Below are 12843 nucleotides of genomic sequence, written 5' to 3' on the forward strand. Positions count from 1 at the left end.
GACCCGCGTTCAATCAAGCATTGAGGGGGCTGGCTGCAGGACCGCCCCCTTTTCTTTGTCGGCAAAACTGTACCCGTCAGAGATCGAAATCGGACTTCACCAGTTTGGTCGTCGAGTGGATTTCGATGATGAAGTCGTCCTTGCCGTCGCCATTGATGTCGCCATGGAGATAGTAACCGGATTTGTCGCCGTCGACGCGCAACTCGCCGGCCGTCTTGGAATATTTGTCCGTGCCGATGAAGTCGAAATCCTGATTCCCGCTGCGCTTGGAGTTGGCGTCGAGGTCGGAGAGATCGATCACGTCCTTTTGGGAATGACGGAAGTCCATGATCTCGTCGGCCTTGGCCTTGGTCTTGTCTAGCTCCGACAGTTTCGAGAAGACGAAGACGTCGGCTCCGCCGCCGCCATAGAGATCGTCCGCGCCCGCGCCGCCGGTCAACCGGTCGCTGTCGTCCTCTCCCTTCAGCACATCATTGCCGGCGTCGCCGAAGAGGCGGTCTTTGCCGGCGCCCCCATAGATCTTGTCGGCCCCGCCGCCGCCGCGAAGGACATCGGCGCCGGCCAACCCCTTGATCACTTCGCTCAACGAGGCGCCGGTCAGCGTATCGGCCTTCGCTGAGCCGACCAGAGGTTCAGTCACCGCCGTGAAGGTCACCGTCAAGGTCGATTGCGCAGTTTCGACGCCGTCAGTCGCCGTATAGGTCACCGTCACCGTGGCTTTCTTGGAGCCATCGATGTCTGCTCCCGTATAGCTGACTGACAGGGAGTCGTCGTCGGTGATGGTCACGACCCCATCTCCCGATGTCACGGTCGCGCTGGTGATCAACAAGTCATAGTCGTCGAAGACCGCATCATTGGCGAGCACGGCGACCGTGGCCGTCTTGCTCTCCGCCACCGTGGCGACATCGGCTGCCAGTTGCGGAGCCGCATGTTCGCTGACTGCGTCATCGTTAGAAAAGGAGATACCTGCTGAAGAAAGAGCGTTGACCTGAGAGGCCGTCAACAAAACGGCGTCATCCGAGAGATCGATCACGCTGACGCCGCTGGCGGCCAGGGCGACGATCTGGTCCTCGGTCAGCGCCTTCGCCTCCGCCCCGGTCATCGCCGCTTCGATCGTATCGACACTGCCCTCAAGCAGAGCCGACCCTGCACTTGCGGTCAAAGAGATTGCCTCGTCGTAGCTGAGCGAAACCCTCACGGCATCCGCAGACGTCAAAGCAATATCGGCATTCACGAACGCCTGCGCCGTCGTCAGCGAAAGCGACAGGACATCATCCGATGCGTTGACCGAGGTCACGCCGAGATCGGCATAGGCCGTGATTTCAGAGGAGGTCAGCGCCGCGATGTTGGTGCCCGTATCCACCAACGTCAGGGCATCAGGAGAGACCAGAGAAACATCGCCATCAATCAGCGCCTCGATCTGCGCCGCCGTCAGCGAGGCGGCGTTGTCGGAGAGATCGATAACGTTGATCCCCTTGGCGGCCAGCGCTGCGATGGAGGTCGCAGAAAGAGCCTCAAGCTGAGCACCCGTCATCGTCGCCTTGAGCGTGTCGACATGAGCGGCGAGAAGGGCGGCGGCTTCGCTCGCCGTCAGCGCGGAAGCCTCGGCATGGCTGAGGCTCACGGTTATCGCATCCGCAGACGTCAGTGCGACGCCGGCGTTGACCAGCGCCTGCGCCGTTGTCAGCGAAAGCGACAGGACGTCATCCGATGCGTTGACCGAGGTCACGCCGAGATCGGCATAGGTCGTGATTTCAGAGGCGGTCAGCGCCGCGATGTTGGCGCCCGTATCCACCAGCGCCAGCGCGTCCGGCGACACCAGCGAGATGATGCCGTCCACAAGCGCCTCGATATGCGCCGCCGTCAACGAGGCGGTGTCGTCGGACAGGTCGAAGATGGTGATGCCCTTATTTGCGAGAGCGGTAATGGAGGTCGCAGAAAGAGCCGCAAGCTGGACGCCCGTCATCGTCGCTTCGAGCGAGTCGACATTGGCGGTGAGAAGCGCAGCGCCCACCGTGCTGGTCAACGCAATGGCCTGGGCATATGTCAGCGTCACCGTCACGTCGTCGGCTGATGTGAAGCCGATGCCGGCGTCGACATAGGTCTTCGCGGCGGCATAGCCGAACGAAATCACGTCGTCGGAAACGTCGATACGGTCGACATTGATGGCGGCCAGGCCGGACAGATCGAGCGTATCGGGATCGGCGAAGGTGGAGGCCGACGCGGACACGGCCACGTCGTCGTCGCCGTCGAAGCTGATATCGGCCAGCGCCAGCGCATTGGCCTTGACCAGACTGATGGTGATTGCGCCGTCGGTGGCGTCGATGCTGTCGACGCCGAGCGTGCTCAGTTTGCTGATATTGGCGGTTGTGATCGTCGCGATCGTTGCGCCCGTGTCGGCGACCCGCACAGTGTCGATGCCGAGCGCGGTGTAATCGGAGAGATCGCTGCTCGACAGGGCGACGATGCGGCTGAGCGTATCCGAGAGACGCGCGGTCAGGGCGTCGTCGAAGGTTAGACCCGCCGTCTGCATGGCCGCAACCTGCGCCACAGTCGCGTCGAGAGTGGACGAAGTCGAGGTGATCTTGGAAGCGCCATAGGCCCCCGCCGCTGCGATGTCGGTCGCCGAAAGGGCGGCGAATTCGGCGGCCGTGGCCAGAAGCGAGATCTTGTCGTCGAAGGTGAATTCGATCGCCAAGGACGACAGCGTCTCGATCTGATCCAAGGTCAGCGACACGGCGTCGTCGGTGACGTTGAAGTATTCGACGCCCAAACTGGCCAAGGCGCTGATCTCGGCTGTTTCCAGCGCCGCGATCGCCGCGCCGCTGTCCCAGACGATCACCGTTCCATCGGTGGTTTGCAGGGCGACGCTATTGGCGATCAAGGCCTGAGCCTTCTCGACCGACAAATTCAGCCCCCCGACAAATTCGAAGACGGAGACGCCGATTCCTGCGATCGACGCGATGTCGGCGACGCTGAGCGCGATCATCTCAGAAGCGGACAAGGACACGGTCAGCGCGTCGCCGCTGGCGAATTCGAGGCCGGCGCTCGAAAAGGCGAGCGCGGCGGAGACGGACAGCGTGACCGCATCGTCGGTCAGATCGACGCTGTCCACGCCCCAGGCGGCGAGCGACGCGATGTCGGCGGTCGAGAGCGCCTCGACCGTGTCCCCGGAAGCGGCGAGCGTAACGGCGTCGTCTGCGGCAATGTCGAAACCCGCCGTCTGCAGAACGAGAATGCGGGCATAGGTCAGGGACACGGCGTCGGTCAGGTCGAACACGCTCGCGCCGATCCCGGCAAGATCGCTGAGCGCATCGGCGTCGAGACCAGCGAGATCCGTCCCAGACAGCGTGATGGTCACGGTGTAACCAGACGCAAAGACCAAACCGGCGGAAACCACCGCCTGAGCCTCGGCCAGCGTCACCGACACGGCCGAACCGCTGGCATCGGAAAGTTTCAGGCTGTCGCCGCTGCTGAAGCCAATACCCTGCGTGGAGAAAGTTTCGACCTGATCGATCGTCAGCGACACGACATCGTCGCTGGCGTCGATCTGGTCGATGCCAAGCGAAGCGATCGTGGCGATATCGGCGGATGACAGCGCCTGGATCTCGGCGCCGGTCGCAACGACAAGAACGTCCCCGGACGAGGCCGAGACGGCCACATCTTGGGCGCCGAGGGCGAGCGCCAGCTCGACGCTGAGGGAGAGGTCGCCTGCATCCGACAAGACGAGGCTGGAAACGCCGGCGTCCGCGATCGCGGCGATATCGCTTGCACCGAGCGCGGCGATCTCCGCCGCCGTGGCCGACACGGTGACCACGTCGCTGCTGTCGAACGACAGTCCGGCGCTCTCCAGCGCCAGCGCGGCAGCCACCGAGATGCTTGCCGCATTGTCTGTCAGATCAACGAAATCGACGCCCCAGGCGCCGAAAGCGGCAATGTCGGAGGTCGAAAGTCCCTCGATGGTTGCAGCCGTGTCCGAGAGCGTCACCACATCGCCGCTGGCGATGCCGAACCCAGCCGATTGCAGCGCGAGGATGCGCGCATAGGTCAGGGACGCGGCGTCCGAGAGATCGAATCCGCCGGCGCCGACGCCGGCGAGGTCATCGAGATCGTCGGCGTCGAGGCCGGCGAGCTCCGAGGCCGAAAGCGACACCGTCACCGTATCGTCGGACGCAAAGGTCAGTCCGGCCGAGGCGAGCGCCTGGGCCTGGGCGAGCGACACGGTCACGGCGTCGTCTGTCGCATCCAGTTTCGATACGCCGAGACTGTCGAGGGCTGCGATGTTGGACACCGAAATGTCGGCAAGCGCAGCCCCGGTGTCGCTGACCTCTATGGAGGCTGCTCCATCAATGCTGATGCCGGAAATGGCGGCCAGCCCCACCGCCGCCGCCTTGGTCAGGGTTACGGCGCCGCCATTCGACACTGTGATCGCCGAAATGCCCATCTCGACCAGATCGGCCGCATCCGACGCCGTCAGCGCCGAGATGGCGGATGCCGTGCCGCTCAGCGACGCCACATCTGTGTCATTGTGATAGATACGGGTATAATATTTGGCGGCGCCGTCATCGTACCAGGTAATAGCGAAGCCACCGTCCGCGAGGGCGGTGATTTTCTGGTAGCGCTGGTTGCCGCTTTCACTGACGTTTACAGCGAATTCATCGCCAATTTTGTTGCCGTCGGCGTCGAACACTTGGCCGCTGATATCGTATCCCGTGCTTGCGCTATAGTCGTTCCACACGATGACATAGCCGCCGCCGGTCAGCGCCACGACCGTCGGGCTGTATTCGATTTTGTCGGTCGTCGTGTTGACCACCGAGATCGCGGTCACAGCGTTGCCGCTGGCGTCGAAAACCTGCGAATAAATATCCCTGCCCGATGTATACCAATTCCATGTGACGACGAAGCGGCCGTCTTCAAGTGCGGTGATGCCGATATTGAGCTGAAAGGAACTGCTTTCATTGACGGCAATTGCCGCCGTGACAGCATTCCCCTCCCCATCATATATCCTCATATAGACGGAGGTGCGGTCGACCGCCCAGGCGACTGCGAATGCGCCATTGCTCAATTGCGTGACTGCGGCCAGGATTGCATCGCCCTCCGAATCGGAGGTGACGGCGAAGGCGTCGCCAACGGCAGCGCCTGAACTATCGATAATCTGCCCATAGACACCGTAGCCGTCACTGTCCGTCGCTGAATAGAAGATAGCGACGCTGCCATCGGCAAGCTCGACCGTCTGCGTATAGACAACTCCTTCATCCCAAGGATTTTGACCGTTGAGCATGGCGCCCGAGGTTGTCAGGGTTACGACGCTGCCGACCGCGCCTCCATCGGCGTCATAACGCTGGGCGACAATCGTGGAAGAGCCCGTATAGGTCGTAATAACATAGCCCCCATCCGAGAGGGCCGTCACCTGCGGCGCCAGAGACTCTGACGACGTGGAATCCAGGTCAAGCGAGGCTACGGCGCCTGTCGCATTCCCATCTTCGTCATAGCGCTGAAAATACAGCGTGAGAAAGTCCGCCCAGACGATCAGGTAGCCGCCATCGGCGAGCACGGTCATGCTGGCCTGAATTGCGTCACTCGTAGTGCTGACCTGTGTCGCATCATCGATCTTGTTGCCGTCGGCATCGAAGCGCTGCGCATAGATGACGCCGCTTGCGTTGAACACGACGATGTATGACCCGTCCGCCAGTGCGACAGTCTGACCGCTTTGCCCATCAGTAACGCTGCCCACCTCGATATCGGCCGTCGTGGTGGGGCTCATCGTTTCATATTCGCTTGAGGCGGCGATATCGGCGGCGGCAAAGGCGTTGATCTGGCTGATGCTCAGCGCCAGCGCCCTGTCGTTCGCCAGGACCTCCGAAACGCCCAGCGTCCCAAGATTGGCGATCTCGGTCGCGGTCAGCGCTTCGATCGTGGTCGCAGCGTCCGCAATGGTCACCTTGTCGGTGGCGGCGAAAACGACGCCGAGCGCGGCGAGAGCCTGCGCCTCCGCGACCGTCAGCGACGCCTCATTGTCGGAGAGATCAACCGCGGCGCCGGAAGAAGAAACGAGGGAAAGGATTGCGGCGTAACTGGTCATGACGGCTCCGTTGCCGCCTGGCCAGGCAGCTCGCACAAATTAAAACACCGTCATTATTTGCCTTTCCGGACCCGGGCAAAGCGCGCAAAGCTATGAAAAAGATAACAAAACTATGAAAGGAACCGCACTGGCGAAATTTCAGGCGACGACGACGGCAACAGCTGGACCGGACGACAGCCAATCAAGACTGCGCGTCCAGGCATCGGGCGGCTGGGTTGAGGCGATCCCCAAATATGAACGCTCCTATGCTGCAGACCCTGCCCGCAGCGACCGGCTTGTCCGCCAACTCGATTGAGGAATTCCTACGGTTTTGCCCGTTTCGACGCAGTTCTGACTGTTCCGGCCTGCGGGCGTCTTGACGGCCAACGGCGACGTCAAGACGGATGATGGAGAATGCTGAGACCGCCATCCACCGTCAGGCAGGCCCCGGTCATGAAGCGGCATTCGTCGGAGATCATGAACACCGCCGCCATGGCGATTTCCTCGGGGTCAGCGATGCGGCCGCCGGGATGCAGCTTCATCGTCTCCGCCCTGGCGGCGTCGGGATCGGGAAAGCTGTTCCAGTAGTCGATCACTTTCTGGGTCGCGACATAGCCGGGAGCCAGCGCATTCACCCGCACTTGGCGCGGCGCATATTCGATGGCGAGCGACTTGGTGAGCCCCATCAACGCATGCTTGGCGAGCGGATAGGGAAAGGTGTGCGGAATGATGGTGAAGGCGTGGGTGGAGGCGATGTTGAGGATCGCGCCCTCTCCTGCCGCAAGCATATCCGGCAACACTACGCGGCAGCAGTTCCAGGCACCCTTGAGATTGATGTCGAAGCAGCGCGACCAGTCTTCGTCTGTGGAGGCCAAGGGTTCGGAAAAGACATTGACGCCGGCATTGTTGACCAGCGCGTTGATCGCCCCGATCTCCTCTTTCGCCTGCTCCACGGCGTGGGCGATCGCGGCGGCGTCGGTAATGTCGGCGACAGAGTTCGTCACGCGCGCGCCCTGCCCCCGTAAAGTTTCGACCGAAGAACCCAGCAGATCGCCGTCACGGTCGATCAAGAGCAGAGAGGCCCCTTCCCGTGCAGCGGCGTCCGCGATGGCGAGGCCAATGCCCTGGGCGGCCCCGGTGATCATGATCCTCTTGCCGTTGAGCCTGTCAACCAAGATCGTCTCTCCTGAAATCTATCGTCACTGTCGATCGCATCGCCTCGCCCGGCTCCAACAGTCGCAGGCCGCCGAATTCAGGCTGATGATGCCCATTCGGCAGATGCGTCATCGGCTCCCAGCAGAAGAAGCCTGCCTCCGCACCCGGCGCGTAGAACATGGCAACCGGATGGTTTGGCGCAGTCATGATGGCGGAAACGCCGAGTTCGGACCAGAGGATGCGGCCGACGCCGTCCCAGCCATCGAAGGCGTTGTTGATGAAGCGGTCGGGAAGAACCGTTCCCGCTGGAAGATCGAGATCATGGGGAAGCGCGGTTCGCGCATCCGGCAAATGTTCCGCCCGCTCCGTCCAATAGCCGGACACCTGCGCCTCGACGCGAACCTGCGGTGTGCGGAGAAAAAACGGATGTTGTCCGAGACCGAACGGCAAAGCTTCGTCGCCTTCATTTTGGACCGACAGGGACAGCGACAGGCGGGCGCCGGAGACGGACAGCGTCTGTTCGGCGGAATAGGCGTAGGGTGTCCCATCGCCGGGAGGTCGCCGCAGAGACAGCGTGATCCGGTCGCCCTCCATCTCTCGAACTTCCCAAGTCCCCAACCAGCCATCACCGTGAAGATAGAGCGGATCGCTGCTGTTCGGGGTGAAACGGTAGGTCTTGCCAAGGCGCTCGAACTGGTTGAATTCGACGCGATTGCCGAAAGGAACAAGCGGAAAGCAACTGAGATCCCCCTTGACCCCGCCGACCGCCGGCATGATCTCCAAACCGTCAAACCACACTGCGCCCAGCCCGCCTCCCCGAAGCAAGACCGAGGTCTCGATCCGATCGGAGGCGAGCCTGAGCAGCGCCGTCGTCACTTCTGCCGGCCCGCCGCCGACATGCGGAGATTGTCGAGCAGCACGGCGATCAGCAGGATCAGGCCGCGCACCAGATACTGGTAAAAGGCCTGGATGTTCAGGAGGTTCATGACGTTTTCGGCGATGCCCATGATCATCACGCCGATAAAGACGCCCGTCATCGTGGCGCGCCCGCCGGCCAGCGACACGCCGCCGAGCACGCAGGCCGAGATGACCGAGAGTTCGAGGCCGGTCGCTGCGTTCGGCTGGCCCGAGGTGATGCGCGAGGCGAGCAGCACGCCCGCCACGCCGCACACCAGACCCTGCAGCGCGAAGATCCAGATGCGCATGCGCACGACATTGACGCCTGCGAGCCTGGAGGCCTCGGGATTGCCGCCGATCGCCAGCGTGTTCTTGCCGAAGACGGTACGGTTGAGCAGGAAGCCGAAGACGATGAAGAACAGCGCCATGACCCAGATCGGCGTGGGGATGGTGAGGAAGCGCGACAGCGCCAGCTGGTAGAAGGCGGGATCATTGATGCCGACGGCGCGGCCATCCGAGGCGATCAGCGCGAGACCGCGCACGATCTGCATGGTGGCGAGCGTGGTGATCAAGGCGTTGATGCGGAAGCGGGCGATGACGACGCCATTGATTGCGCCGACCGCGAGACCGCAAACGATGGCCGCGGCGACGCCGAGCAGGATCGAGCCGGTGGCGTTGGACGCCATGACCGCCACCATGCCCGAAAAGGCCACGATCGAGCCGACCGACAGGTCGAAATCGCGCGAGGCCAAGCAGAACATCATGGTGCAGGCGACGATGCCGATGGTGACGACGGATTGCAGCAGTCCCAGCACATTCCGTTCGGTCAGGAAGTTCGGCACCGTGAGCGAGACGATGACGAAGGCGAGCGCGAAGATCACGAGGAGGCCCTGTTCGCCGAGCAGGATTTTCTTCAAAGCGGACATTGGTCTTTCCATCAAGAATGAGCGGCCTTTACGACTGCCTCATCGGGCAGCGCAGCGGCGAGAATGGTTTTTTCGTCGAACTGGTCGCGGGTGAATTCGGCGGACTTTTCGCCGCCGCACATCACGATGATGCGGTCGGCAATGCCCATGATCTCCGGCAATTCGCTGGAAATGGCAATGATCGCCATCCCATCTGCGGCGAGGCCGTAGAGGATGTCGTAGATCTCCGCCTTGGCGCCGACATCGATGCCGCGCGTCGGCTCGTCGATGATCAGCGCCTTGACGCCCTGTTCGGACAGCCAGCGGCCGAGAATGACCTTCTGCTGGTTGCCGCCCGAGAGATTGACGATGTCCTGCCGGCGCGAGGGCGTGCGGATGCGCAGCGTCTGGATGAAGCGATCGGCGAGGTCCGCCTCCTGCTTCGGCTTGATGACGCCGAGCGGCGAGAAATGCCGGCGGGACGAGATGGAAATGTTCTCCTCCACCGACCGCCCGTGAATGATGCCGTCATGCTTACGATCCTCGGGGCAGAACACCATGCCCGCGTGGATGGAGGCGCCGGGACTGTCGGGCGCCACAGCCACGCCATCGAGACTGACGCGGCCGGTCGAACGCGCATCGGCTCCATAAACGAGCCGCGCCATTTCCGAGCGCCCAGCGCCGATCAGGCCGAAGAAGCCGAGGATTTCGCCGCGCCGCACGGAAAAACTGAGGGGACGGCGCAGGCGCGGGCCAGAGATATCCTCGACCTTCAGCCTGTCGTCGCCAAGCGGACGACCCCGCCAGCCCCAGATATTACTGATCTCGCGGCCGACCATCTCGCTGATGATCTGGTCGCGGCTGACGCCGTCGAGTTTCGGGTGATGGGCGGCAAGCTTGCCGTCGCGCAGCACGGTCATGCTGTCGCAGAGCCGGAAGATCTCGTCGAGCCGGTGGGAGACATAGAGAATGACCACGCCGGCCGCCCGGAGGCGGTCGATCAGCGCAAACAGGATTTCGCTTTCACGCGACGAGAGCGACGAGGTCGGCTCATCCAACGCGATCACGCGGGCCTCGACCATGACGGCCTTGGCGATTTCCACCATCTGCCGTTCGCCGATCGACAGCGAACCCACCTTGCGGTCGGGATCGATATCGACGCCCATCTCGTCGAGCCGCGCCTTCACCGTATCGCGCATCGCCTTGCGATCGATGACGCCGAAGCGACCGGGAAAGCGGCCGAGCCAGAGATTTTCCGCCACCGTCATGTCAGGCGCCAGTTGAAGCTCCTGATGGATGACCACCACGCCGGCCGCAAAGGCGTCGCTGACAGAGCGGTAGACCTGCTCGCGGCCATCAATGCGGATGACGCCCGTATCGGCGGACTGGTCGCCCGAAAGAAGACGGATCAGCGTCGATTTGCCGGCGCCGTTCTCGCCCATAAGCCCATGCACCACGCCCCGGCGCACACCAAAGGACACGTCGGACAGGGCCCGCACCCCCGGATAGGTTTTCGTGAGCCCGGAAAATTCCAGATAGTCGGCCATGCGCCTCGCCCCCCCAGAAAACCCCGGCGAAGGTCGCCGGGGCCGTAAGATCGCGTTTCGGGTTCTATACGAGGCGGATTACTCGATGCCGAGGTCCTTGCGGACGGCCTGGTAATTGTCGCGCAGCGCGAGCTGGCCGGCGGTCAGCGTCAGTTTTGCCGGCTCTTTGCCGTTGGCGATCCACTCATACATGTTCATCGCCGTTTCATAACCATGGCGCTTCGGCGAGATGATCACGGTGCCGAAGAAACCGGTGGCCTCAGGCTTCTTGAACTCGTTGATCGCCGAATCCGCGCCGCCAATGCCGACGCCGATGAAGTTGTCGGCGGTCACGCCGACCGATTCCGCCGCGCGCACCGCGCCGAGCACCGCTTCGTCATTGAGGCCGACGGCGATCCACTTCTTGATGTTGGCGTTCTTGTTGAGCACCACGGTCGCGGCGTTCAGCGCAGCTTCGGTGTCGGTCTTGGCCTGCGGCGCGTTGAAGATATTGGCTTCCGGAAAACCATTGGCCTTCAGCACCGAAAGCGCGCCCTCGACGCGATCCACCGCAGTCGGCAGCTGGTCGTAGGACACGCGGATTGCGCCGACATCCTTCAGGTCCCAGCCGCGCTTCTTCATTTCGTCGACGATCGCCTGGCCGACGGCTTCGCCGATCTTGGTGGCGGAAATGCCCATATGCGGCACATCTTCGAGCGGCGCGCCTGAGGCGTCGACGAGGCGGTCATCGACCGTCATGACCTTGAGATTGTTCGCCGCCGCCTTGGCGACGATGCCCGGTCCGAGCTTGACGTCAGGCGTGCAGATGATGAAGCCCTGCGCGCCCTGCGCGCCGAGATTATCGATCGCCGACTGGACCTTTTCGCCGTCTTCAGCGCCGATCTTGACGACGGTGAAGCCCTTTTCCTTGCCAGCCTGGTCGGCGAATTTCCACTCGTCCTGGAACCAGGGCTCTTCCGGCTGCTTGACGATGAAGCCGATCTTCACGTCCTCGGCAAAGGCCGAGACGGCGCCGGTCACGGCCATGGCGCCGGCGAGCAGTATCGTGGTCAGAATACGCATGAAGTCCTCCCTTGTGATGTCGCTGCCTCTCCCGCAGTCATCCTTTTGTAGAATGAATCATCATATCCGTCAATTACTGTTGTATGATGAAATACGATGTTTATAATAGCCACACGATGGAGGCGGGTTGACGAGACGGCGCACGCCGCGCATCTCTCATGATCCGGGGGAGACGGATGTGGACATGATCGAGAACAGACCGACAATGTCGGACGCGGCGGGGAACGTCCGCCGCCCGCGCGTGCGCGAAAACGTGGTCGGAGCGATCGCGCGGGACATCTGTTCCGAGATCTATCCCGAAGGCAGCTTCCTGCCGCGAGAAAACGATCTCTGCGACCGCTATGGCGTCAGCCGAACGGTGATCCGCGAAGCCATCAAGGCGCTGGAATCGCTCAGGCTCGTCCGCAGCCGATCGAAGGTCGGCACCGTCGTCTGTCCCAAAACCGAGTGGAACATCCTCGATCCGCGCGTGCTCGACTGGATCGGACCGAAAATTTTCGAATCTGACCTGCTCTCCTGCATTCTGGAGGCGCGACGCGCGATCGAACCCGCTGCCGCCGATATGGCTGCGGCCCGCGCCAGCATGCAGGACATCGCCGAACTCGAACGGGCCTGGCGCGACATGCGCGACAGCGAAGGCGATCTCGACGCCTTCACCGAAGCCGACGCGCGCTTCCATGTCTGCCTGCTCAAAGCCAGCGGCAACAGGGTTTTCCTGCAGATGGCCGGCATCATCGAGGCTGCGCTCCGATTTTCGCTGCATGCCTCCAACGAGGTGGTGGAACGACATGACGAAGCGATCGATATCCATTTCGAACTTGTCGAGGCGCTGAGGCTGAGGGATCGCGTCGCCGCCGCCGACTGTTCCCGGCGCATGCTGGACATTGCCCAGCGCGATCTCACCGCAGCCGTCGAGCGCCGCAAACGCTGAATTCACTCACCCAATATCGTGACCCTGCCACATCATTCGAGACTGTGACCATGAAAATCACCAAACTGACCACCTATATCGTGCCGCCGCGCTGGTGCTTCCTGAAGATCGAGACCGACGAAGGCGTCACCGGCTGGGGCGAGCCCGTGGTCGAGGGACGGGCGCTGACGGTGGAGGCCGCCGTGCATGAACTCGCCGATTACCTGATCGGCAAGGATCCGTTCCTGATCGAGGACCACTGGCAGGTCATGTATCGCGCCGGCTTCTATCGCGGCGGCGCAGTCC

At 62.5% G+C, this 12843-nt stretch carries 8 protein-coding genes and 1 pseudogene; 3 read left to right on the forward strand and 6 right to left on the reverse strand.

The features are described from left to right. Window positions 1–76: 76 nt before the first annotated feature. Window positions 77–6082 carry a ubiquitin-like domain-containing protein gene (locus tag E8Q41_RS22480; RefSeq protein WP_137157813.1) on the reverse strand — a complete coding sequence of 2002 codons (6006 nt, stop codon included), beginning with the start codon at window positions 6080–6082 and terminating at the stop codon, window positions 77–79. Between the two features lie 112 nt (window positions 6083–6194). On the opposite strand from E8Q41_RS22480, the gene E8Q41_RS22485 reads away from it, so the two are divergent. Continuing rightward, on the forward strand, window positions 6195–6377 hold the full coding sequence (locus tag E8Q41_RS22485) for a hypothetical protein (RefSeq protein ID WP_137157814.1): 183 nt from the start codon (window positions 6195–6197) through the stop codon (window positions 6375–6377). A 79-nt stretch (window positions 6378–6456) separates the two neighbouring features. On the opposite strand, the gene E8Q41_RS22490 is transcribed toward E8Q41_RS22485, so the two are convergent. The 5 genes from E8Q41_RS22490 to E8Q41_RS22510 all read right to left on the reverse strand — a co-directional run bounded on the left by E8Q41_RS22490 (window position 6457) and on the right by E8Q41_RS22510 (window position 11627). After that, window positions 6457–7236, reverse strand: a complete 780-nt coding sequence (locus E8Q41_RS22490) for an SDR family oxidoreductase (RefSeq protein WP_137157815.1) — start codon at window positions 7234–7236, stop codon at window positions 6457–6459. Beyond that, window positions 7229–8092 (reverse strand): aldose 1-epimerase, encoded by an 864-nt coding sequence (locus E8Q41_RS22495; RefSeq protein ID WP_137157816.1) that lies wholly within the window; start codon window positions 8090–8092, stop codon window positions 7229–7231. The genes E8Q41_RS22490 and E8Q41_RS22495 overlap by 8 nt, the downstream gene beginning before the upstream one ends. After that, on the reverse strand, window positions 8089–9039 hold the full coding sequence (gene araH / locus E8Q41_RS22500) for an L-arabinose ABC transporter permease AraH (RefSeq protein WP_137157817.1): 951 nt from the start codon (window positions 9037–9039) through the stop codon (window positions 8089–8091). Before araH ends, E8Q41_RS22495 begins: the two co-directional genes overlap by 4 nt. An 11-nt stretch (window positions 9040–9050) precedes the next feature. Further along, on the reverse strand, window positions 9051–10565 hold the full coding sequence (araG, locus tag E8Q41_RS22505) for an L-arabinose ABC transporter ATP-binding protein AraG (protein WP_137157818.1): 1515 nt from the start codon (window positions 10563–10565) through the stop codon (window positions 9051–9053). Between the two features lie 78 nt (window positions 10566–10643). Beyond that, on the reverse strand, window positions 10644–11627 hold the full coding sequence (locus E8Q41_RS22510; protein ID WP_137157819.1) for an arabinose ABC transporter substrate-binding protein: 984 nt from the start codon (window positions 11625–11627) through the stop codon (window positions 10644–10646). 184 nt (window positions 11628–11811) lie between these two features. On the opposite strand from E8Q41_RS22510, the gene E8Q41_RS22515 reads away from it, so the two are divergent. Then, a complete protein-coding gene (locus E8Q41_RS22515) occupies window positions 11812–12558 on the forward strand; it encodes a FadR/GntR family transcriptional regulator (protein ID WP_137157820.1) in 747 nt (248 codons plus the stop codon). Between the two features lie 50 nt (window positions 12559–12608). Next, window positions 12609–12843: pseudogene (locus tag E8Q41_RS22520) on the forward strand (D-galactonate dehydratase); the annotation flags it as partial.

Origin of the sequence: Rhizobium sp. FKL33, assembly GCF_005222915.1 — a bacterium.
Taxonomy (GTDB): Bacteria; Pseudomonadota; Alphaproteobacteria; order Rhizobiales; family Rhizobiaceae; genus Rhizobium_E.

Coding starts and splice junctions, on each gene's coding strand:
- E8Q41_RS22515 (WP_137157820.1), top strand. CDS start 11,812: ATGATCGAGAACAGACCGACAATGTCGGACGCGGCGGGGAACGTCCGC.
- araG (WP_137157818.1), bottom strand. CDS start 10,565: ATGGCCGACTATCTGGAATTTTCCGGGCTCACGAAAACCTATCCGGGG.
- araH (WP_137157817.1), bottom strand. CDS start 9,039: ATGTCCGCTTTGAAGAAAATCCTGCTCGGCGAACAGGGCCTCCTCGTG.
- E8Q41_RS22510 (WP_137157819.1), bottom strand. CDS start 11,627: ATGCGTATTCTGACCACGATACTGCTCGCCGGCGCCATGGCCGTGACC.
- E8Q41_RS22480 (WP_137157813.1), bottom strand. CDS start 6,082: ATGACCAGTTACGCCGCAATCCTTTCCCTCGTTTCTTCTTCCGGCGCC.
- E8Q41_RS22485 (WP_137157814.1), top strand. CDS start 6,195: ATGAAAGGAACCGCACTGGCGAAATTTCAGGCGACGACGACGGCAACA.